Origin of the sequence: uncultured Sphingomonas sp. (genome assembly GCF_964250165.1) — a bacterium.
Taxonomy (GTDB): domain Bacteria; phylum Pseudomonadota; class Alphaproteobacteria; order Sphingomonadales; family Sphingomonadaceae; genus Sphingomonas.
Genome location: NZ_CAXUEK010000001.1, coordinates 43,267 through 66,263 on the forward strand (window position 1 = coordinate 43,267; position 22,997 = coordinate 66,263).

Genomic DNA, 22,997 nt, shown 5'->3' on the forward strand with positions numbered 1-22,997 from the left:
AAGCCCCATTGCATGAAGCGCACGGACTCCTCGGCGCGGCCGTTATAGGTCGGCAGCCCCGCGACGACCATCACCAGCCGCCGCCCGTTCTGCTCGGCGGAGCCGGTGAAGCCGTAGCCGGCCTCGTCGGTATGCCCCGTCTTCAGGCCGTCCGCCCCCGCGACATGACCGAGCAGCGGGTCGCGATTGGCCTGGGTGATATCGTTGCCCGCGCCCAGGGTCTTGCCCCAGGTGAACTCGCGCAGCGAATAGAACCGCTTGTAGAGGTCGGGAAAGTCGCGGATCGTCGCCGCCGCCAGCGTCGCCAGATCGCGCGCGGTGACATAGGTGACGCCCGCGTCCGGCCAGCCGTTCGACGTGCCGAAATGGCTGTTGGTCAGCCCCAGCTTCTTCGCCGCCTCGTTCATCCGGTCGGTAAAGGACTGCTCGGTGCCCGAGACGCCCTCCGCCAGCACCACGCAGGCATCGTTGCCCGACAGCGTGACGATGCCCTTCAACAGATTGTCGACGCTGACATTCTCGTTGACCGACAGGAACATGGTCGATCCCGCCGCACTGCCGTGCCATTTCTGCCAGGTCTCGGGCCGGACGGTGAAGGTGCGGTCGAGCTTCAGGTCGCCGCGCTTGATCATGTCGAACGCGACATAGACCGTCATCATCTTCGCCATCGAGGCCGGCGGCATCCGCCGGTCTGCGTCGCGCTGATAGAGGATCGCGCCCGTCGACAGATCCTCCATGAACGCGATCGGCGCCGTGCCGCCGAATTGCGGCGCGGCGGCGGTGGACGGCACCGTCAGCGCGAGGAGCGCGAGCGGGGCGGCGGCAATCTTGGACAGCGTGGTTCTCAACATGAGCGGCTATGGTCTCCGTGGCCGGGCTATTGCGCCACCGCGTCGGCGAGCAGGCCGACCGACAGCGCGTAGAAGTTGGCGCAGTTATAGTCGAGGATGACGCGGTAGTTGCCGGTGACGAGATAGGCGGTCTGCCCCTCCCCGTCCGGCTCGATCAGCGTCGCCTGCACGCCGTCGGCCGGCCAAGGACCGGACTGCGGCTGCACGCCGAGCGCGCGCCACTCGGCGATGGAGCGCCAGGCGCTGTGGCGGAAGAAGACGCGCGGACAGCGCGGCGACAGGAGCCGGGTCCGGAGCGCGCCACGGTCGAAGGCCGGGGGAACACTCACCGCCAAGCCCCAGGGCTGGCCGGCGCGCCAGCCGGCGTCCTGCAGATAGGCGCCGATCGACGCGAGCGTGTCGGCGTTGCTGGTCCACACGTCCGCCAGCCCGTCCCCGTCGGCGTCGCGCGCGAGGCGCAGGTACACGGAGGGCAGGAACTGCGGCCCGCCGAACGCGCCGGCCCAGCTGCCCTTCAGCTTCTCGCGCGGCACGCCCCGGTCGATCATCCTGAGGGCCGCCACGAACTCGCCCGCGAACAGCGGCCGCCGTCGGCCGTCATAGGCGAGGCTGGCGAGGCTGCGGAGCAGGTCGTAATTGCCCATGACGTGCCCATAGTCCGTCTCGTGCCCCCAGATCGCCACCGCGATCGCCTCGGGCACGCCCGTCTGCCGCTCGATCGCGGCGAGGCGTGGCCGCTCGGCGGCATAGGCTTGCCGGCCGCGGCCGATCCGTGCGGCGTCGACATGGGCGATGCGATAGGGCGCGAAGGGCGAGAAGCCCGTGGGCTGGTCGGCAGGCGGGCCGGGCTGCGCCTGGTCGAGCCGGACGACGCGCGGATCGAGCGTCAGCGTCCCCAGCGCGGCGTCGGCGGTTTCCGGCCGTACGCCCGCGGCGATCGCCTGCGCTCGCAGCTCGGGCAGATACGCCTGGAACCCGGCATCGTCCTGCGCGCGGGAGGCGCCGCCGACCAGCAGCATCGCCGCCGTCGCCAAGCCCCGCATGCTCGTGCGCCACCCCATGAATACCGCTTTGACACGGGGCCGCCGCCGCCGGAACCCCTGCCGGTCGCGGGCCTTGCACGATCGGACGCGATGCCCCTAAACGCGCCGGCGCTCCGCGGAGAGGTGGCCGAGCGGTTTAAGGCAGCGGTCTTGAAAACCGCCGTGGGGGCAACCTCACCGTGGGTTCGAATCCCACCCTCTCCGCCACTTCGGAACAAAGCTGGGCACTGCTCCCGGCAGTGTTCCGGAACCGCCTGCGGCGGCAAGCGTCCGCAACAGGTCGGACTTCGATCCCATGATGCGGACTTCGCCTTCGGCAACCTCGACGCGTTGCGCGAGTGCGCGAAGGTGGTCACGGCGGTAGCCGCCACCCGGCAGACGCATCCGCTGGCGCGCTGTTTGCGCGAACTTGGCGAGCATCGGCGCGGTAATTGCCTTCTGGCCTGAGCTTTCCATCATCGCTGATGCCCGGTCGGCATCGACCCGCGACTGGTCCCGGATGGCCTTGAGGCTGGCGATGCGGTCCTTCAGGTCGGGATCGTCCAGATCGGCGACGCCGCTCTCGATGGCGTCGTAAAGGCGCTTGAGGCGCAGGTCGGTCTCCGTCGCCCGCTTGTTCAACTCGGCGATGTGGTAGCGACGCCGCTCGGTGCGCTCCTGCCGCCGGTCGAGGACCGTCGCCAGCACCTCCTCCAACCGCGCCGGGTCGAGCAGCCGGTCCTCCAGATGCCCGGCGACCAGCGCGTCCAGCTTCTCCATGGGAACGGTCATGCCGGTGCAGGCGGTCGGCCCTTGCCGCGCCTTGGTCGAACAGGTGTAGTAGCGATAGCGTCCGCCTTTGCCGGTGCGGATCGTCATGGCTCCGCCGCACTTGGCGCAATGGATCAGACCGGTAAGGAGCGTGGGGCCGCCAACGATCTGCGGCGGCGTCACCTTTGGGTTCCGCGCCTTCATGCGGGCCTGAACGGCGTCGAACACTGCCTGATCAATGATTGGCGGAACCGCGACGGAGATGACCTCCTCATCCGGTTTGTTCTCGCCGTTCTTGGTGCGCCGGTTGAACTCGTGGCGACCGACATAGGTCTGGCGGGTCAGCATCCGGTGAACGGTGCCGATGCCCCAACGTCCGCCGTCGCGGGTGAAGATGCGGCGCTCATTCAGGTGCTTGGTGATCGACTTGACGCCCATCGGGCCGGACGTGCCGTCACCCTCCAGCGCGAGCCGGAACGCCAACCGCACGGTCTCGGCATGAAGCGGGTCGACCTCCAGCTTCTTCTTTGTCTTGGCCCCGCGCTGCTCGGCGGCGACGACGCGGTAGCCGATCGGGGGCAGCGACCCGTTCCAGAAGCCCTGCCGCGCATTCTCCTTCAACGCCCGAAGGACATGCTTGGCGTTTTCCTTGGACTGGTACTCGTCAAACAGCGCCATGATCTGGCGCATCATGACGTGCATCGGGTCGTCGCCCATCTCCTGCGTGATCGACAACAGGCGGACGCCGTTCTTCGCCAGCTTGCGGACGTAGAACTCCAGCTCGAAGTGATCGCGGAAGAAGCGACTGAACGAGTGAACGACCACCACCTCGAACGGCGCGGGCTTGGCCGTCCCGGCCTCGATCATCTGCTGGAACTCGGGGCGGCGGTCGTTGGTGGCGGATGCGCCCGCGTCCACGAAGGTCTCGACGAGCTGGTAGCCACGGGCGGCGCAATAGGCTTCGCCCTGCTTGCGCTGGTCGGGAATCGACACGTCATGCTCGGCCTGCCGCGCGGTCGAGACGCGCAGATAGAGCGCAGCGCGCAGCGGGACGACGGCGGTCACGCTGCGTGCTCCACCACACGCAGCCGCCCGCGCTGGCGGCTCTTGGGCGGCGACTTGACCACGATGTCCACGTCCTGACCGAGCGCGGTCAGGCAGCGCAGCAGCCGGTCGCTGGAGAAGCCGGTCAGCCGGCCGTTGATCAGGGCCGACACCTTAGGCTGATCGAGCCCGACCAGCTCGGCCGCCGCCGCCTGAGTCAGCCGCCGACGCTTGATCGCCTCGCGGATGTGGCTGGCGAGTTGCGCCTTCGCCAGCTCCTCCTCGGGCTCGGCGACGCCAAGGTCGGCGAACACGTTACCGGAGCCTTCCGTCACCTTCATGTCGTCCTGCTTGCTCGCCATTGTTCGTGGTCCTCTTGGGCTCGCTTCAATCTCTGTTCGATCAGCGCGATCTCGTGTTTCGGCGTCGCGATCCCGTGCTTCGACTTCTTCTGGAAGGCGTGGAGCACATAAACGACGCCCGCGAAGCGCACGGTGTAGACGGCGCGGTAAGTGTCGCCGTCATAGTCATCGACCACCTCCAGCACGCCCGCCCCGCCGAAGCCTTTGAGCGGCTTGGCCCATCCCGCCTTGCCGCCGGTCTGGGCCTCCCACAACGCCCCGCCAACACGCAGTCGCACGGGCTCGGGGAACTCTCGAAGATCATCGCGACTACTGCCGATCCACCTGACAGGTTTGCCGATTGTCTCATTAGACACGCGCCTGCTCCTTATGCCAGATATAGCATGATCGCGGCGTTAGTCAACCGCGCTGATCTGTCGTCGGTTACTCATTGCGGCCCGAACAGTTCGTCGAACAGGTCGCCGAACCATGCCTCGAATATGGCGATCTCGGCGTCCGTGACCGGCACTTTCTCGGGCCAGTCATCGGTGACGCGCCAGGTCGGCACGTCATGCCTGGGCGGACGGCCGGGGAACGGCCACGGCTCGCCGAGCAGCGCTTCAAGCTGCTCGGAGGCTGTCTGCTGATCTGGGCGCGAAGCGCGGGGCATCGCGCCAGAGTCGGCGATATCGCGGCGACGCGGAACCACGCATCTCTACGCTAGGCTACGCCTCGCACTCCTGCGCGCGGATACAGGTGAACGGCGGCCTACGGCGTGTCCCGGCGGAATGGCTCGGGCTGAACCACGCTTTTTCAACGTTCTTCGGTTCGGCGCGGCAGCGTTCCTCCGTCCCGGCGCACCCTTTCCACGCGGCGGAGAGGCGGCGGCGGTCAAGGCCGGCGCGAACCGCGCCGCCCGAAGGGCTTGGCCTTGAGGGCCGTCGCCTGTCCGCCGATGCTGGCGGGGCCGGGCGATCGAGCGTCGGTCAAAGCCCCAGCCCTCGACTTCGACCGAGCGTCCAGTCGATCCCGCCGCCCGGCATGGAAAGTCCGTCAACCTGCTGGCCGAGGCGTTTGGCGAGGGTGTCGTTCCACGGGACGAGCTGGAAGCCCAAACCGTTGTCGATCATGGCGAACCGGCCACTGGCGAGTTGCGCCTGGCCGACGAGCTTCCCGGACACACGCTCGCCCGTTAGGTTCGGTTGCCAGTCGAGGCCGCGCTCGGCGGCGAATGCCTTGCCTACCCGGCTGATCTCGGCGTTTTCCAGTTGGGCGATCAGGTCTGTCGGCGCGCGAAACTTCCCGCCGCCCTGGTCGCGAACATAGCCCATTTCCGCAAGCGCTCGCTTGCGACTTTCCCACGCGGTGCGGACGTCGCCGCCAAAACCTGAATGGGGCACGGCTTCGCGACCGTCTCCTATCATGGTGCGGTCGAGCCAGGTCGCACCCTCGTGACGTATCTGACGATCGAGCGGCAGGTGGGACAGCTCATCGACACGGGGGCCGCTGCCGAACCGCTGACGGTCATGCGCGAGACCGCGCTCGGGCAAGTCGGCGGGAATGGTCCAGTGTTCCGCGTGGACGCGCTCGACGATGCCCGCGCGGCGCAATGCCTCCAGCCTTCTGACGTGGCTGCGGACATAGGCGTCGGCGTCATTGCTCCCAAGGCGTGCAACCGCCTGTTCGCGATGCGCCGCAGGGCTGTAGACGCCTTGTTCGTTCGTCGCCGCCAGAATGTTTCTGTCTGCCATGCGCAGCGCGCTCGGCGGCGGCTCGATCGCGACGATACTCCCACGCCGGATGGCTTCCACCTTGGCGGCCGGAACCTCCAGGTGGTGCACCCGCCCGTCCATACCGTCGATGGGCAGGCCGATCCGCTCGCCCAGTTCGTCACCGCCCAGGCCCTTGCCGATAACCCGGCCGACGATCCGCTCGGCCGGAAGGGCGCGATGAACAACGTAGCCCGCATAGGCGCGTTGCTCGGCCACCCCCTCGCGGTCCAGCGCCTGGTGCATCGTCTTGATGATGTCGCCGCGCGTGCCCAGCTCGCGAAGCATCGGCTCGGCGCGGGCGGATATCGTCCAGACGCCCGGCGTATGCTCGGTCGCCAGCCCCATCCGCTCCAGCTTGCGCGCGCGGTCGATCAGCAGCGCCCGATTCTGTCGCATGGTCTCGGCCAAGTCCTTGTCCGGGCGAAGGTCGGCGAACTCGTTGCTGGCCGCCTGCTCGGCGAGCAGCATCCGGTCGAGCCGGGTGAATCGCTCGGCGTCCACCGCCCGCTCAAGCTGGCGGCTGACTTCCTGCTCGGTTTGCCTGCCCAGCTCCAGCGTGACGACGTCGCTCGCCCGCTCGCGGATGCCGTGGGCGATGTAGTCGCCGGCGATGTCGAGCCGCTTGCCATCGTCGGTGACCCCACGAAGTAGAACGTGGGTGTGCGGATGGCCGGTGTTATGGTGATCGACCGCGATCCAATCGAGTTTCGTGCCGAGATCGGCTTCCATCTGAGCCATGAGGTCGCGCGTGGTCTGCCGCAGATCTGATAGCTCGACGCCTTCCTCGGCGGAGACGATGAATCGAAACTGGTGGCGATCCTCGCGGCCCCGGTCGAGGAAGGCGGGACCATCGGCGACATCCTTGTCGGCGGAATAGACTTGGCCCTTCTCGCCGTCACGGGTCACGCCGTCGCGCTCCAGGTAGCGCAGGTGGGCGTCCACTGCCTTGCCGCTCACGTGCGCCCGCGTTCGCGTACCGCCGCGCTGCGGGTTGAGTTTCACGATCCGCGCCTTCACCGCCACCCGGCGCGACCGGGTGCGGACGCCGTTCGCATCCCGGCTCCACCCGTTCCGGCCCTTCAATCTGGCCGCCACCTGCGCGCCCCGTCCGCGCGCGTTGCACCGCCCGCTCGCCTTCCCCGTCCCGGCCAAGCGGTTGGGATTGCCGCCCGCCCGGCGGATGGCCTGATGCACGTCGCCGACAAAGGTCTTCGACCGCTGCCGCACGGCCCTCGGCGTGCGAGGCGTGCCACGGTCGCGAATCTTTCCGGGACGGATGCGGAAGTGGTCTTCATCGGTCGCCATGACGCCGACGATTGAAGGCCGGAATCGCCGGTGCAAGAGTGCGGATCAGGTCGTAGGGCTGTCGCGCGCAACGACTTGCCGGCGGCGGAAAACGGCGGTTTGCCGATCATTACACCTTGCGGCCGGTGCCGCCAAAAGTGCTGATAACAAACGAGAAAGCGCCTTTCGCGCCACCCATGCACCTTGCCGCTCCGGTCGCAGAGCGCCAAAAAACGATGTGCAGCCAGATACTTAGGGGCAATGCCCCGGCAGCGAGGAACTTCGCTTTATCTTGCCGTCAACTTCCTTACTGCAAAGGACAGCAAACCCACTTTGCGCCCCGACGCCTTCTCCACGATTTTCAGAGAAGCTGGTGCTCGAGATCGTCTTTTCGTTTTCGCCAATCAGGCATTGTCTGAGTAAGCAATCCTTGCCAATTCGGACCGTGATCAGGGTGCAGCGCGTGGGCAAGCTCGTGGGCAATAACATAGTCGATTAGGTGCGGTGATGCCTGTGCCAGTTCGCTATTCAGCACCAGGTTTCCCTTCGCCGTGAAGCTTCCCCAGCGTTGAGACATCAGCCGAATTATGAGACGGGGTTTGACCACGCCCATACGCAAAAACGGCAGTGCGGCTACGTCGAGGCGTACCGGAAATATCCGGTGGCTTTGCAGTCCATACCAATGCCTCAGAAGTGTTCTTCGATGCACATAATTGCTGTTTTCCCGCACGGCGAGAATGATCCTGTCGCCGTCCAGGCGGACGTTCGGCGCGCCTTCACCTGTCACGACGAGGCGATACTGCTTTCCAAGAAAAAGGTGGGTTTCACCGCTCACATATTGGCGGGCTGGAGTTCGGGGGCGCCATCTTTCGCATCGAAGCAACTCGCGCTTTATCCAGCCGCCACGCCTTGAAACGCGCGTGACGATTTCGTCGTCCGTGGCTCGATCCGGTGCGTAGGCAGCAACGCTTCCGTCGGGAGAGACGACGATTCGCAACGTGCGCCGGTCCGATCGCTTCACGGAAAACGGCAAGACCATCTCACCCCAGCGGGCGACAAGCTCAGCGGATTCTGCCATCGTCGGCCATTCGCACACGTGCTGACGCCAGCACGTCATCGACAATCATGTCGATGACGTCGGGGCCAATGTTGACTGCACCAGACGACAGAACTTGGTCAAAAAAGAAGTCATCGATCGAGTTACGAATGCGGTTTTGAAGGTCCCGATCATGCTGCCAGCCGACAGTTCGGTTGCGCTCAATGATGTCGGTGACCGCGATGGCGATGTCCGTGGCGGGGCCATCGGCGTCCAATCCAACCTTCTTGAGTTCCCGGCGCGCGATACCCCAGAACGCCGTTTCATTGCCTTTCCCCCTGATCGAGGGCGGCGTCGGATCTTCGCTGTCCTCGCGCGTATCGATGCGGTCGCGAAGTGATCGCATCTGATCGAGATAGGCTTTCTCTTCGAGCCGGCGATCTCTGAACGCCGCGATCGTGTCTCGGATGAGCTTGGAAAACTTCTCGAAGAAGACGGGGTCCTCATCCCATTTTTCGTCGATCGCGCGAAGCGTGCGGTGAGCGATCTCGTCGGCGATTGATGCGTCCGAGCGGTTCTTTTTCGACCGTGCCGCGTCGATGGCCGCATCATCGAAAACGGCCAGCGGCTCCACGACGGTGATCACCTCGTGAGCGGTCACATGGTTGTCTAGAAGTGCGCGGACGCGCTTTTCATAATCGAACCAATCGATAGCGTCGGCGTATCGGGTCTTCACATGGGCGCGCAGGGCGATGAACCGCTTCTCGTCAGAACGCCATCGCGACATCCGTTCGGGCGGCGTTTCCTCGACAAAGGTCCGTGAAGCCACGGCCACGGTCAGCGTGCGAGAGAACGCCGACAACGCCTTGTAGAATTCGTCTCTCAGGCTCTCGTCCGATAACGAACGCGCATAGGCTTCTTCATCATACTTGTTGGAAACGCCGGCAAACAAGTCAAGCAAGGTGGCGTGCTTCTCGGGAAGAGATCGGGCCTCATCGGCGACTTGGGTCGCCGCGTGATTGAGGTCACTTTCATTGAAGTCCTTTAGTGCGTCGTTTGCCGTCAGCGCCTCGCCGAGGTCCTGCAAAACGCCACAGTAGTCGATGACATATCCGAATGGCTTTTCCGGAGCGCCGTCGTCATCGAACACACGATTCACACGGGCAATGGCCTGCAGCAGGGCATGCTCGCGGAGAGGGCGCGCCATGTAAAGGACCGTGTTCCGGGGAGCATCAAATCCGGTCAGAAGTTTATCGACGACGATAAGGATGTCGGGGTCACCGGAGCCTTTGAAGCTCTCCACGATCGACCGGTTGTAGTTCTCTTCGCCCTGCCAACGCTCCATCATCCGGCGCCAGAAGGTCACCACCTCATCGACATTTTCCTCGTCGAGGGCGGTCTCGCCCTCACGCAGTTCCGGCGCTGAAATCACAACTTCCGAGCTGACGTCGCCAAACTCGTCCAACAGCTTTTTCAGCGTGATGGCGTCGCGCTTCGACGGCGCAACGAGCTGCCCTTTCAAGCCGGTGCCTTTGAAACTGTCGGCGAAATGCTGACTTACATCGAAGGCGATGCAGCGGAGCCGAGCAGACACGCCCATCAACGCCCGCGGCCGGCTCATCTTACGCTTGAGATCTCCCTTCTGCGCATCTGACAGTCCACGGGTGACGCGATCGAACCAGGCATCTACGGCTGCTTCGTCGATATCCTCCTCAACGTGGCGCCCCTCGTACAAGAGCGGGACGACCGCACCGTCCTCGACCGCGTCCTTCATCGAATAGACCGGTCGCGCCAGCGTGCCGAACTTGAGGAAGGTATTCCGCTCCTTCTTCGCGATCGGTGTGCCTGTGAATCCGATCAGGCAGGCGTTCGGGAAAACCTCCCGCATCCGGGCGTGTAGGCTATCCAGGTCGCCGTACTGACTGCGATGGCTTTCATCGACCAGGACGAAGATGTCGGCGCTGTCGTCCGCCACCCGACGCTTATTCAACCCGGCCTTGAACTTGTTGACGACGGTGGTGACAACGGGCGCCTTGCTTTCGATCAGCTCGATAAGGTGCTCGCCCGTCTTAGCCCTGACGGGCGACAGCCCGGTCGCGCGGAAGGTATCGGCGATCTGCTTATCGAGGTCGGTCCGGTCCGTCACCATCACCAGCCGCGCGCTCGGCGAGGCCATGACGAGCGCCTTGGCCAGCATGACCATCGTCAGCGACTTGCCCGACCCCTGGGTATGCCAGACCACCCCGCCTTCACGCCTGCCGGACTCATCGCGCGTCTGCACGCGGCGAAGCAGGTCGTTCACCGCGAACATCTGCTGATGCCGAGCGACCTTCTTCACCGGGCCGTCGAACAAGGTGAAACGCCGCGCCATGTCCAGCAACCGTTCGGGACGGGCAAGGCTGATCAGGATCGAGTCGAGCGGCGTCGCAAAGCGCGAGCCGGCCTCCATCAGGTGACCGTGCCTGGTCCTGTGAATGACGAAGTCGGCGAAGATCGACCGCTCCTCGATCTCGTCCATTTCGCGCGACATCACCTTGGCGATATCGTCTAGCGTATCCTCCAGCTCTTTCCACGCCGCCCAGAATTTCGCCGGAGTGCCGACTGTAGCGTAGCGCGGGCGGTGGGGGCTGGCGGCGATGAGTAGCTGCGCCGAGAAGAACAGATTGGGCGCGCCGACATCCGGCTTCTGATTGCGGAGCTGCTGACTGATGCCCTGCATGGCATCTTCCTGGCTGCGCTTCACCTCGATCACCGCGAACGGGATGCCGTTCACGAACAGCACGATGTCCGGCCTGATCGCCGCACCGCCCGGCCACTGGACCGGGAATTCGGCGGTCATGTGGAACGCGTTGGCGCGCCAGTCCGCCCAATCGATGTATCGCAGCTGGCTTTCACGGACCTGGCCGTCGATGGTCTGCGGCAACGCGATGCCTAGCTGAAGCAGGTCAGTGACAGTCTCGTTCGTGCGGAGCAAGCCATCGAAACGGACATAACGCAGCCGGTCGATCGCCGTTATGATGTTGGTCTCGGAAAACGGGTGCGAACGATTGCCCCGTCGGATGTGGTTCAGACGTGACAGCTGCGCGGATAGGATGTCTTCTAGCAACACCGTGGACCGGCGATGCCCTCTCTGGCGCTCCGCCTCGGCGCGCGTGACATACCGCCAGCCCAGCGCCGACAGTGTTTGCAACGCCTGAAGCTGCGCCCCGCCGGCTTCGGACAGGGTAAACTCCGGGGAGCCGCTCATGCGGCGACAGCGACCGGAGTGGTCTTCGGCTTGCGCTTGGCCTTGGTCGTCGTTGAGGCCGGCTTGGCGATCCAGGCGAAGGCGCATTTGTATCCCAGCGCCCGCAGCTCATTCGCGGCCTGCCGGAAAGTAACAAGGCTGAAGAACGGAAGTCGGTTTGTGCCGGCACCCACGCCGGAGCAAATCACTGCATAAACGACAAGATGTGCCGCTTCACTGTAGGGGGTTCCGGAGGGGGCGACGAGCGCCTGATAGCCGGTGAGGCCAAGGGCGGTCTCCTGATCGACAATCCGTGTTCTCAGAAGATCACGAAACGGGCCGTCCATCTTCATCACACGCGCCGACACGGTTCCCTGATTGAAAAGGTGGCTGAGCCGTGACGATGACGTCTGATCCTTCACATGAATCATGGCCCCGGTGTTTTCGAGGAAGTCACAGGCTTCGATCGAATATGAAGCGCCGGTCGGCTTCACCAATTTGCGGTCAAGGCAAAGCATGTTGTGGCCACCGATCGCGACCCGGCCATTGTATTTCTCCTCGTTTTCGTCGGCGAGGGCGTCCGGCATGGCATGGGCAGTGACCCCGGCGAAGAAGGTGGTGACCTCGTTCGCCAGGTTGGTATCGATCCGATACCAACGGTCTGCGGAGAGAACATATTTCTCGCCGTTCAGGTCAATCTCGAAGACAAGGCATTCCTTGATGCGCCAGCTCTGGCCGTCATCCTTGCCCTCGGCGTTGCACTCGTAAACTTTGTGCCCGGAGAGATGTCCCGCTTCATAGGCGAGCAGTGCCTTCTCCCGCATGTCTGCAACGTACCCCCCGATTTCCAAATCGGTGTGGACGTTGGAGCAATTGAATCCCTTGAAGCGGATGTGCCGCGCTTTTTCGGGATCATAGATGACTGGATAAGCGAGATGCAGCGTATCGGGGATCACGCCCGTCAGGCAGCCGCCCAGCGCCGCGACCAGGGCGGCGTCGAGCAACTCAATCGTCGCTTTGTCGCGAACATGTTTGATCTGGTCGATCCAGGCGAAGTTCGCCTTGTAGTCGTCCTTGCCGAAGGCAGCGAAGGCATCAGCGCAAACCTTTGGCAGGCCGGCGACGTCCATCTCCTTGGTCAGTGTCAGCCCATCGCTGCCCGCGACGCGTGATGCGAACGTAGTTACCTTGGGCTCGCCCGCCAGCCCGCGCACAATGTCCCGCTCGATGTCGATGCTGAAAGCCGTTTGGTCGGAGCGTCGAGCCGTCTGTGTACGGCGGGATGTCGTATTTTCATCTGGGGTGCGGATGTCGGCGCTGCGCAGCTTGTCGGGATCGACTGTATTCAAAACCACGCGCAGCCCAAAATCCTGTTCGAAGGCGTCTGGGTCGAGTTTCACATGGCCTAGCCCGAACGAAACCGCGAACCAGCGACCGCTCGCCGGAATGAAGACCAGACCATAGGCGGTCAGGTTCGTGAGCTTGGCCTTCTCAGCATCGGACAAGTCGAGGAACTTGGACCACTTCGGCGCGCCGCCACCAATCGTATCGAGCGCGATCTGTGCACCTTCAAGCTTATTCCAGGTCGACAACTCGACGCCCGCCCGGACACTGTCAGCCGGCTGTTTGCCATCGCGGAGCAAGCGAATGGAAACGGTCTGAGATTTCTTGGTCATTCCGCCGCTCCTGCCAGAATAGAGGGTGGCGGCGGCACAAGGTCGAACCGGTTATCGAGCTGCCATTCGCGACCCACCAGCTTCTGCATGAGGCCACGTTTTTGGGTGCGCAGGGTTTCGGCCTGCTTTGCCAAACCTTCGATCGCGGTATCTTCCGCGTCCAGGATGGCAGCGATCCGCTGTTGCACCGGCAGTGGCGGCAGGAATATCTCCGCCTGTTCCAATGCGTCGAGCGTAAGCCCGAAGCGCACTACCCCGTTTGCCAGGCGGGTGAACTGCCAACGCATGGCCTGATGGCGCATCGCCTGCGCTAGGAATGGCCCGTATCCGAGGCCTTCGCGGGGTCGAGCAACGGCAAGATGATAGCCGCAGACAAGGTTCGGGATGTCTTCGGCGACGAGGGCCGGTTCCGCGATCTCGTCTGCCGTCTCGGAATCTTTGGTGAATACGACATCATGCTTACGCAGGCTATTGTCGGCGATCTGTCGTTTTGACGCCGTGGCCTGCATGAATTCGATATGCGCGGTGATGCGCGCATTGTGAAAAACGTCCATGTAGTTGCACAGTAATACAGACACTTCGTTATCGCGGGATTTCTTATCAACGCCGCTAAACCATACATCAGCGGCCCCTAAGAAGGGTCGCCTCGGAAGGTTCAAGAACAGATGCTGGACAAGGCCGGCCTTCCGACGCCGCTTCGCAGCGATCAGGCGCTCCGTCTGGATGACGGCGCGGTCCCAGGCGTCGAGCACGGTGACTATGCGCCGTTGTTGTTCCAGGCCAGGCGGTGCAATCGGAATCTCTGCAAAATCGTCAAAATACAGACGAAGGCGATCCTCGGTCAGCCCGTGGGAGTAAGCCCAGAACAGATAGGTCATCCGGTCCGACTTGAACCAGTGATAGGCGAAACGGCTATCGATGTTCTTCCTTGGTGCTAGCGCGACATATGCCGGGCTTACAAGGCCATCGGCGTCGGCCAAGCCGCACGCTCCCTGCCACATCCGCATCATGTTGTAGGCGATGTCGCCACGCCGGACGAGCAAGTGCTGGTCGGCGAAAAGCGTCGTCTCGGTGCGGCGCTCAATCTTGTCGCGATGGACGAGGCCGTCGTTCATCGTCACTGACAATGTGGGCAATCCCTCGCGCCCCGATTCCTGCCGGTTCTCGAAGTAGTCACCAAGGCGAGGGCGGCGCATCATGCGGCAACCCCATCGCCGATCTGGCTCTTGCGCCAGTCACCATAGGTCTGGCCAGTCGCTGCGTGCTTCCAGTAGCGTGGCCCGCTGACATTGCCGCCATAGACGACGCGCGATGCGCCCGAGGGCGAGTCAAATGCGGTGTCAGCGGCGAAGCGTAGGAATTTGCCATCGGGCGTGATTTCCAACGCGCCCTCGGCGATCATTTCCGCCCGGCGGCGCTTCAACGGTTCAGCGCAGCTTGGCACCTCCTGCCGCTTCGCGAGCGACCCCGCCAGGATAACAAACTCGCCATTCGCCTCCCGCGCCTTTGCGTCGGCGCCGGATTCCGTGAAGGTGAAGATCGGGCCTCCTACGCTCACCGTGACCGGCTTGCCTGGCTCGGCCTTCGGCGGGGGGGCGGATGCCGCTCCGGCTTCCTGGCCGGCGGGCCGTAAGATGTCGAAGCCGAGCACCGGCAGCAGCACCTCGATCTCGTCGAGAACGCGCTCCATGTCGGCTATTTCGGGCTCGGGTAGCCCTTTGAATGGCGGCTCAGTGCCGTTCACCAGCTTGGCGCGACCGGCACCGCGAATGGCGGCGATGACACGGCTCTCCAGGTAGCGGCCATGTGCCTTGGTGAGGTTTTCATCCTTGGAGACGATCAGCACTGCGCGGGTGAAGAAGTCCTTGGACTCGTCGGAATCATGCGCGGCTAGGCGAGTGCGGACTTGATCTCCCTCGCCGACATAGACGAGCTGACGCCCCGGCAGATCAGGGTCCGGGCCGACTAGGAGGTAGATACCGGTCCGGGTCGCTTCCTCGCGTCGGATCAAATCCGGGAGCGCAGTGCGCGTCGCCACTGCGGCCCGGACGGACGAAACGCCAAGTTCAGCAGTGATGACGCCCGACGGCGAGCCATCGACCAGGTAAAGCTTAAGCGTTCGGCCGCGCCGCGCAGGCGATTTGGCGAAGGGGTCAGACATCTATGCCGAGCTCCTTGAGATAGCGGTTCATCTGCTCTCGGTTCTCGGCGAGCTGGAGCTCCAGGTCTCGGATTTCGTTCTGCACCGCCTGGATATCGATTTCGGGTTCTGGCTCGAACGTGTCGACGTAGCGGGGGATGTTGAGGTTGAAGCCATTCTCCTCAATTTCTTCAAGCGACCCGCGATGCGAGAAACGCTCGACCTCCAGCCGTCCTTCGCGGACGCGCATGATCTCGGCGATGTCGCTGTCGCGAAGATAGTTCTGTTTTTTGCCCGGCTCGAAACTGCGGCTTGCGTCGATGAACAGGACATCGCGCTCATGATCGCGCTTTCCGCCGCTTTCACGCGCGCGGTCGAACACCATGATGCACACGGGGATGCCGGTGGTCGGAAAGAGCTGGGCCGGCAAGCCGACCACGACGTCGAGCAGATTTTCGCGGACGATCGATTCACGAACGCGGCCCTCCGCCCCTCCGCGAAATAGCACCCCGTGGGGGGCGACCACTGATACACGGCCTTCGCCAGGCCGGGCTGTAGCAAGCATGTGGAGGATGAAGGCATAATCGCCTTTACTCTTGGGCGGTACGCCACGCGTGAAGCGCCGATAAGGATCGGCCGCAGCGTTCTCGGCACCCCATTTATCGAGGCTGAACGGAGGGTTGGCGACGACCACATCGAACCGCATGAGATGATCGCCCTCGATCAACTGCGGCCCGTTCAGCGTGTCGCCCCACTTGATGTCCGCGGCGTCGAGCCCGTGCAGGAACATGTTCATGCGCGCGAGGGCGCGAGTCTGGCCGTTCGACTCCTGGCCGTAGAGCCGAAAATTGTCGCCGGTGACCTCCTCGCCCGCCCGGATAAGGAGTGAGCCGGAGCCGCAGGCTGGATCGCAAATGCGGTCTCCAGATTTCGGTCCGGCAAGCTTCGCGACCAGCTCGGACACCTTGCGCGGGGTGAAGAACTCTCCGGCCTTTTTCCCCGCTTCCGACGCGAAGCGTTCGATCAGGAAGATGTAGGCGTCACCAATAACCTCCTCTCGCACTGCGCTGAGATCCAGCTTGGCGAAATCCTCCAGAAGGGTTTTCAGCCGGCGATTACGGTCCTTGGTCTGGCCGAGGTTCGATTCGGAATTGAAATCGATGTTGCGGAAGACGCCCTTCAGCTTGGGATCGTTCGCCTCCTCAATCGATTCCAATACCTCGTTGACCAACTCGCCGATGTTGTCGGCGGCGCGGCGCTCGTGGAGGCTGTAAAAATCGCCCAGGAACGTATCGACGACCTCGCCCGCACGGTTGCGCTGCTCGAACTGTTTGAGCTTGAAACGCTCCCGCTCCATCATGCGGGTCACGCGTAGCTCTCGTGTCTCGGCCGGTGTGTCCTTTAAGCGCTGGCGGTGCTGCACTGCATGGGACTTCCACACATCTGAGATGTATTTGAGAAAGAGGAATGCCAGTACATAGTTCTTGTACTGATCGGCGTCGACGGCCCCACGAAACGTATCGCAAGCTGCCCAAACGGCGTTTCTGATATCTTCGGGACGCGAGGGGGTAGCCATATATATATTCCTAACTCAACTGCGCGAATACGCGCTCAAGTGATGCTTCAGCGAGCATAGACTCGACGGCGATTAGCCGGTCAGCGAGTTCACGGCGGCGGCGGATACAGGATGCCACCCCCCCGATTAGCTTCTGACGACCGAGGGGCGGCAGCGGGAGCTCAAGGTCCGCAATAGCGTCTTTGGGGATGCGGGGCAGGCTCGCACCAGCGGTGCTTTTACGAAGTAGCACACCGGTAGCGGGGCGCATCAAGAAGGCGACGAGGTAATCCGAATCGAGGCGGGTCAGGTCTGGACGGATCAGGTAGATATCGAGCGCGACATAGGCCCCGAACTGAGAGGCCCTGGCTTGGACCGCCGATGCGCGCTCTCCCCGTGCAGCGAGAAGGACGTCGCCGCCTTGGATCGGAACCGCCCTCCCGGCGGTCGGACGACGACCAACAATATGGTCACTGTCATCCGTGCTGAGATTGCGAATTTGCAAGAATCGGCAACCATCGTTGGTCGAGGGCTCGGGATTGACCCCGCTGAGAATAACCGCCGTGTCCGAAAGCTTGACCATAACCGGCGCAATAGCAGCGACGGACGCCCGTGCCAAGAAGTATCGTTAGAGACCCTCTCATATGATGCTTTAATTTGTCCGCTGGCCATAGCGCCATGGCGCAGACGAAGTCATCATCTTCCTCGGCCATGCCTCGCGATCACCGCCGAGTCTGCGCCACCATGGGAAAGACTGCTACATCGTAGTCGACCACTCTCTTCATCGCCCGGCTGCTGGACCCCGGTGGCAAGCTAGTTATGCTGGCGAGCAGCAAGCTGGGTTGGATCATCGGCCGCTTTAGCCGCCTCGGATCAGCCGAGCGCTTCACCGATCAACGTGCCCCCCGCAGCCTCGATGGCCTCACCGACCAGAGCCTGCATCTCGCGAAGCAGATCGGTCGAGCGATGGTCCAATGTCGGGCCCGGTACAGGAACATTTTCAACATAGACGGATTGGACCGTCCGCGCCCGGTCAAAAGTCGAGCCGCGCCCCGACAGGTTGAAGGCTCGCGTCCACCGGCCGTACCCGGCCTCGATAAGCCTCTGATGGGCCAGAGGCGCCAAGCGCTTGTAGACCTCCCGCTGGACAAGGCCCAAAGCGGCCTCGGCCTCTTCCTCAGACGGTTGCTTGCCCTCCCAGCGCAGCGGGGTGTCCAGGTAGCGAGTGATCCATTCCGAGAGGCGGCTGACTAGGTCGGTAACGGGCATCAGGTCCTGATACTCGTAGTTGTCGATACGCAGCGCCACCCGGCGGTTTAGCGCCTTTACCTCTGCCCAGTGCGCGCGCCGCGCGTTTGGCGCGCCGCCCAGGCGAAGGATCGCGTCCCAGCGACTATGGAATTCCGCGACGGCGCCTTGGATCGAGAACAACAGCCGGGCTAACTCGTAGACCGGCTTGACCTGCACCGAGGCGGCGTTGGCCAGGCCGACCGTCTTGAAATAGTCGAGCAGGCGCAGAAGCTCGGCGGCCGGCGCGGGGTTCTTGTCGGTGATCGGGCGATCAAGATAGCCCAGCATGAAACACCGGTCATCGATGTTCCGGCTGATGGCCCGGATCACGGGCGCGCCGACCACGTCCCTCAGGCTCGCTAACGCCTGTGTGACCGTGGCCATCACATGGGCGCGCTGGTCGCCCAGAGTGGGAAGATTGGCCTGGCGCTTGAGCAGGTCGAAACTCGTGAAGGCGATTGCCAGCTTGTCGTGGTGGCCGCTGGCGGCCACGGCTCGCACGACCGAGGTGGCACCATCGAGCATTGGCGTTTTGGCCGTGTCGACGAGCAAGATGACATCGACTTGGTCGAAGCGGCTGGTGATGTGAGAGGTCACGCCAGTCGCCGAATCCTTGGCGTGACCTAGACCTTCGCCATCAAGCAGAACAAGCCTGCGGTCACCGTCGCCGAAACGGGGCTCGAACGGGCCACGGATGCGAATGCCGTCCACCAGCGGGGTTAGCATGGTTCCGAACGACGGTGCCCAGTTGCTCGACAGGCGGCGGATGGTGCGGATGAACTCGTCACGATCATCAGAGGTGAAGACCCACGACTCCGGCCAGCCACCGGGGCGCCGGGTCAAGCCCTCATCGAGCCGATCGAAGCGTTTGCGCAGCTCGTCCATGATGTCGCCGACCAGTTCGTCGAAATCTGTCTGGGTCTGGATCCCTTCCTCGAAGAGGTCCTGCGCGGCGTCGCGGTCTTCCTTGATGAGGCTCGTGATCTCTACTCCAAGATCGGCCTTGGCCTTAGCCGCCAGCACTCGGATGCGCGCCACATAGCCCAGCAATGTCGCCTGCATGCCCGCGATTTCCTCGACCGTGGGGACTTCCTCTCCATCTGCCTCGAACGCGACCGGCCCATCCTCGAAGCCGTCTTCATCCACGATCTGGGCTTGGACACCTTGCCCCCAAGATCCGAGAACGTAGCTAAGCCGGAAGCGCATGTCGCGATGCTGCAGCAGGCGTTCGGCGATCTTGGCGTCTGGCTGATCGTCCCAGAGGATCGCCCCAGCGTCGGCTACGCATTCGTGGACCAGCGTCTGGACGGTCCATTCGTTGAAGAATGTCGCCACACAGGCATAGCCCTCACCCGGCGCGGTAATGACCTCAATGTCGGAGATTGTTGTCCGAGAGGCCGAGGTCGACGGGAAACGATCACGCTCGGGGTGCGATCCGATCATCTGGCGCAGGAGCGAGGTCTTGCCCACGCCCGTGGGACCAACCAGCAGGACGCGGCAATAGCCGTCGTCCTTGCTTGGCAGGTCGATCTTTTGGCCGCGCACGTCGAAGGATCGGGTCGTGGGGGTCGTGAGGTCCTCGTAGAAGGCTCGCACGACGACATCGTCGAAGACCTCGGAAGCGGCAGCCTGACGATCAGCGGAGAACCAAGTATCGTCAGAAAGCAGCGCGCTCAGCTGCTGGCGCAACGCCTCGGCCTGGGTGTCGTCGTTCGTGCCGGCGCTGCGGCGCATCTTCCGGCCGGGCTTGCCCCGCTGGTCAGTCTTGAGGGGGTGGCGAAATGTTAGAACCCAGGTCGCGCCTTCTTTCGCACGAACCTTGGAAGCGGTGTAACGAGCATCGGACATATCTGATTGTTCCTGACTGTTCCACATCTGTTTACGCGCTCATGACCGAGTCGTCAAGCGCGTTTTGGAACACTACGGAACACTATGGCGCGCTTTCGGACCCTACCTAAAGGCGTCGATCGCGCAGCCGTCGTCTCAGTTCGACACTTCTTCGAGCGGGATTCTGCTATGAGAATCAAGGAGTAACTGAAATAGCAGGCCGCATTGATCGCGTGCGGCCTTAGAGTGCTATAGCGTAAACATAGTGCCGTCATCATCTGGCGTGGCCCGCCATTTCGCCGACTGCCGCCGTTTGCCGCCGTTTCTTACTCTTAAGCCGCCGGCTCTACTCTCGGTCTGATTCCCTGCCGTGATCACCTATTGCTGCTGCGGATTTGGTGCCGGTTGAGGCAGAGGAGGCGGCGCCGGCGGAGCGCAAAGGGCCGCACGGTATTCGGGCGTGGATCCTGCCAAGCGTCCAGCTTCGAATGAGACGGCGCTCGCGATGATGAGGTCAGTTACATATTGAGGCCTTTCGGCGACGGCGGCGTTGCTCTGCTTCACGAGATCGAGCGCACGGGCGACGACCTTGTTGGCAACGGTCGGGTTGAGGAAGCGCGGCTTGCCCGCTCCACCGCAGATCGTCGCAACGTCGGCTTCGTGCCGGGCGGTCTGGAGTTCGGCATTATAGTCAGGAAGCTGGTCCGGAACGGCTCCCAGCGCCTGCGCGACCGCGGTGACGATGTCGGCCTGCAACTTGGTCCCCGGCGTGACTTGCGCCTGCACTGGAGTGGATAGCAGCAGAACTACCGCGACAAGTCCTCCACTCGCATTCAACTTGGTGCATTTCATGATCGCCCCCCGAGACTCGCAAATGACCATGTGATAATAACCATATTCGCAACAAGAGGGGAGTGGGCATGCGGGGGCTCTTGCTCGGCTTTTTAGCGATCATTTTCGCATCGCTAAGTCATTCTGTTCAGGCGCAAGCGCCGGCACCGGTGGCGGCACCGGCGCCGCAAAACTCGATCTGGTTCGAGCAACGAGTCGGCCATGTCGCGGTGGCGGCACAGCAGAATGGCGGCCAGACCGAGGCGACGCTCGCCTATGGATTCTACATGGCGGCGGTCGGACCGCGGCCCGCCACTGCCAACAAGGAATATGGCAACTGCCTCAAAATCGCGGTGCAGGATGCCGGTCAATCCTTCATGACCGCGCTCGACGGCGAGGCGCGGCTGTTCGTGCCGATTGTCGAGGCGATCTATTCCGATGCCCAGATCGCGCGCACGCAGAACGCGCTGATCACCGCGCGCGGCGTCTACAAGCAGGCCGTCGTTCAGCGCTGCTCTGCGATCGGTCAGACCGACCCGCTGCGCACCTATGTCGACGGGACGCGGCTCGCGCTGGTGAAGCGCGAATGCACCGCCAAGCTCTGTCCAAAGCTCGACGTGTCCCGAAGTGCAGCCGCCGACGGCACGATTTCCGAAGGCGAACGGCGCGAGCGCGTGTTCGAGGCGATCTATTATTGGTCGCTGAAGAAGGGCTTTGACATGCCGCTGAACCAGCCGCTGATGCTGGAATATTCGGATACGGGCGGGCTGGCACCGAAAGTGGTCGAGACGAGGCCGGGGTTGAGCTGGCCCGAACAGCTCGCCACCGACAAGGTCCAGGCGCTTTTCGAGCGCGGCGTCGCCCGTATCGTCGCCAACCCGAACCTGCCGCCGCTTTCGTCGGTCGTGACCGCGCAGATCGGTCTCCCCAGGAGCACGGTGCTCCGCACCGCGCTTGCCTTCCGCAATCCGCAAGATGCGTGGGATCTCGGGGTCGACGCTGCGGAACTCAAGCTCGCGAACCTACAGGACGAGGTCGCCCGCATCCGGCTGACCGAATGCAAGGTGTATCGTGGCCTCGCTGACGTGGCGGCGGTGGCACAATGCGCCGGCTACGAGATCGACAATCCGGCGATGCTCGAATGCCTGAACGGCGGCCCCTGCATGCCCCAGCTGGCGGCGGTGGCCGACGCCGGTGCAGTGCTGCAATCGGCCCGGCGCCGGATCAGCGACCTCGGACTAGACGCGTTCGTGCCGAGGCCATATTCGGACGCGGTCGGGTCGTTCGGCACGATGGTCGATATCTACAAGGCCTGCACCGCCGAAGGCGACGCGAGCGCAGCAGCTGCGTGCCTCGCGAGAAAATCGGTGCCCCCCGAAATCGCGACCCAAGCGAACTGCTTGCTCGACAATGGCGGCACCGACCGGATCCGCTGCCTGGTCCCGGACGGCAAGGCGGCGCAGGCGCTGCAGCAGATGCAGAATTGCGTCGAGCGGAAGGCTAAGGGCTGCGCGATCGAGGCGGCGCTGCCGCCCGAATGGGCATGCGTCGCGGGCGCACAGTCCGCTGCGGACCTGCAGTGCCTCGCGGGAAATATAGGCGGCGACGGAGCGCGGATCGCGCAATGCCTTAACCAGCAAAGCGACACCGCAGCGCGAATCGTCTGCATGGGCGGCGACCAGATTCCAGCACCCGTTCAGCAGGCCGTCGCTTGTTACACCTCCTCGACGACCGAAGCGGGCATGGCGGTGTGCGCAATCGGTGGCGCGCTGCCTCCGGAGCAGGCGGCGGTGGTCAAATGCGCAGCGGAATCGGGCGGTGACCCGATGGCGGCCGGCGTGTGCGTCGCCGCGCCGCTGCTGAAGCTTAATCCGGGCCAGCAAATCATCCTGCAATGCGCGGCCTCGGGCGGCGGCGTGCCGGTGACGACGGCCGCCTGCATCGTTGGCAGGTTCACGCTCAACGAACTGCAAGGCTGCCGGACCGCTGAGTTTGGGCAGTCGGGCTGCTTTGGCGAGGGCAACGAGTTTCAGAAGCTTGCCAAATTTATCACCGGCGACACAGTCTCGAAGGACTCGGTAGTCGGTCAGATCGTGATCGCCCATATCCAGGTCGCCAACTCGGCGATCGCCGGGGTCGGTCACGCTCTCAACGAGCTCTCCAAGGGCGGCAAGAACACGATCGAGGGCTTCAACCACGAGATGGAAAAGGTTCGGACGACGCCGCTCAAGGCGCTGGCGGATGCGCCCGGCAACATCGCACGCGAGACGGGCAAGGCGATCGAGAATGCCGCAAATGCACTCAACCCAGCCAATTGGCGCTTCTAGGAGG

The 22,997-nt window shown here is 63.5% G+C and carries 16 protein-coding genes, 1 tRNA gene and 1 pseudogene (1 of these 18 running past the window's edge); 2 read left to right on the forward strand and 16 right to left on the reverse strand.

Annotated elements, in window-relative coordinates:
* Both ACFE64_RS00210 and ACFE64_RS00215 read right to left on the reverse strand, forming a co-directional pair.
* A pseudogene (locus ACFE64_RS00210) lies at positions 1-851 on the reverse strand (D-alanyl-D-alanine carboxypeptidase family protein); it reaches 318 nt to the left of the window's first position.
* A gap of 26 nt (positions 852-877) precedes the next feature.
* Positions 878-1,894 (reverse strand): lytic transglycosylase domain-containing protein, encoded by a 1,017-nt coding sequence (locus ACFE64_RS00215; protein ID WP_375390425.1) that lies wholly within the window; start codon positions 1,892-1,894, stop codon positions 878-880.
* Between the two features lie 117 nt (positions 1,895-2,011).
* Between ACFE64_RS00215 and ACFE64_RS00220 the strand changes: the two genes are divergently transcribed.
* Positions 2,012-2,101: transfer RNA gene (locus ACFE64_RS00220), tRNA-Ser, on the forward strand.
* Here the strand turns inward: ACFE64_RS00220 and ACFE64_RS00225 are convergent.
* The 14 genes from ACFE64_RS00225 to ACFE64_RS00290 form a co-directional block, all read right to left on the reverse strand.
* On the reverse strand, positions 2,069-3,709 hold the full coding sequence (locus ACFE64_RS00225) for a recombinase family protein (protein WP_375390426.1): 1,641 nt from the start codon (positions 3,707-3,709) through the stop codon (positions 2,069-2,071). The genes ACFE64_RS00220 and ACFE64_RS00225 overlap by 33 nt on opposite strands.
* The gene (locus ACFE64_RS00230; RefSeq protein ID WP_375390427.1) at positions 3,706-4,050 is read right to left on the reverse strand and encodes a helix-turn-helix domain-containing protein; all 345 of its coding nucleotides are present in this window, start codon (positions 4,048-4,050) and stop codon (positions 3,706-3,708) included. Before ACFE64_RS00230 ends, ACFE64_RS00225 begins: the two co-directional genes overlap by 4 nt.
* Entirely contained in the window at positions 4,026-4,406 is a 381-nt protein-coding gene (locus ACFE64_RS00235; protein WP_375390428.1) for a type II toxin-antitoxin system RelE/ParE family toxin, read from the reverse strand. Before ACFE64_RS00235 ends, ACFE64_RS00230 begins: the two co-directional genes overlap by 25 nt.
* A gap of 71 nt (positions 4,407-4,477) precedes the next feature.
* Positions 4,478-4,738: a hypothetical protein gene (locus ACFE64_RS00240; protein WP_375390429.1), complete on the reverse strand. Its 261-nt coding sequence runs from the start codon at positions 4,736-4,738 to the stop codon at positions 4,478-4,480.
* A 277-nt stretch (positions 4,739-5,015) separates the two neighbouring features.
* Positions 5,016-7,106: a DUF3363 domain-containing protein gene (locus ACFE64_RS00245; protein WP_375390430.1), complete on the reverse strand. Its 2,091-nt coding sequence runs from the start codon at positions 7,104-7,106 to the stop codon at positions 5,016-5,018.
* Between the two features lie 340 nt (positions 7,107-7,446).
* Entirely contained in the window at positions 7,447-8,163 is a 717-nt protein-coding gene (locus ACFE64_RS00250; protein WP_375390431.1) for a M48 family metallopeptidase, read from the reverse strand.
* Positions 8,147-11,455: a type I restriction endonuclease subunit R gene (locus tag ACFE64_RS00255; protein ID WP_375390432.1), complete on the reverse strand. Its 3,309-nt coding sequence runs from the start codon at positions 11,453-11,455 to the stop codon at positions 8,147-8,149. The genes ACFE64_RS00250 and ACFE64_RS00255 overlap by 17 nt, the downstream gene beginning before the upstream one ends.
* A complete protein-coding gene (locus tag ACFE64_RS00260) occupies positions 11,365-13,023 on the reverse strand; it encodes a DUF6119 family protein (RefSeq protein ID WP_375390433.1) in 1,659 nt (552 codons plus the stop codon). The genes ACFE64_RS00255 and ACFE64_RS00260 overlap by 91 nt, the downstream gene beginning before the upstream one ends.
* Positions 13,020-14,138 (reverse strand): restriction endonuclease subunit S, encoded by a 1,119-nt coding sequence (locus ACFE64_RS00265; RefSeq protein ID WP_375390434.1) that lies wholly within the window; start codon positions 14,136-14,138, stop codon positions 13,020-13,022. The genes ACFE64_RS00260 and ACFE64_RS00265 overlap by 4 nt, the downstream gene beginning before the upstream one ends.
* An 80-nt stretch (positions 14,139-14,218) precedes the next feature.
* Positions 14,219-15,184, reverse strand: coding sequence for a GIY-YIG nuclease family protein (locus tag ACFE64_RS00270; protein ID WP_375390435.1), 966 nt, complete (start codon positions 15,182-15,184; stop codon positions 14,219-14,221).
* Positions 15,177-16,739 carry a type I restriction-modification system subunit M gene (locus ACFE64_RS00275; protein WP_375390436.1) on the reverse strand — a complete coding sequence of 521 codons (1,563 nt, stop codon included), beginning with the start codon at positions 16,737-16,739 and terminating at the stop codon, positions 15,177-15,179. The genes ACFE64_RS00270 and ACFE64_RS00275 overlap by 8 nt, the downstream gene beginning before the upstream one ends.
* A 10-nt stretch (positions 16,740-16,749) precedes the next feature.
* Entirely contained in the window at positions 16,750-17,301 is a 552-nt protein-coding gene (locus ACFE64_RS00280; RefSeq protein ID WP_375390437.1) for a hypothetical protein, read from the reverse strand.
* Positions 17,302-17,591: 290 nt separating this feature from the next.
* The gene (locus ACFE64_RS00285) at positions 17,592-19,883 is read right to left on the reverse strand and encodes a hypothetical protein (protein WP_375390438.1); all 2,292 of its coding nucleotides are present in this window, start codon (positions 19,881-19,883) and stop codon (positions 17,592-17,594) included.
* 330 nt (positions 19,884-20,213) lie between these two features.
* Positions 20,214-20,621: a hypothetical protein gene (locus tag ACFE64_RS00290; RefSeq protein ID WP_375390439.1), complete on the reverse strand. Its 408-nt coding sequence runs from the start codon at positions 20,619-20,621 to the stop codon at positions 20,214-20,216.
* Positions 20,622-20,755: 134 nt separating this feature from the next.
* Here ACFE64_RS00290 and ACFE64_RS00295 point away from each other — a divergent pair, with 134 nt between their 5' ends.
* Positions 20,756-22,993 (forward strand): hypothetical protein, encoded by a 2,238-nt coding sequence (locus ACFE64_RS00295; RefSeq protein ID WP_375390440.1) that lies wholly within the window; start codon positions 20,756-20,758, stop codon positions 22,991-22,993.
* Positions 22,994-22,997 lie beyond the last annotated feature (4 nt).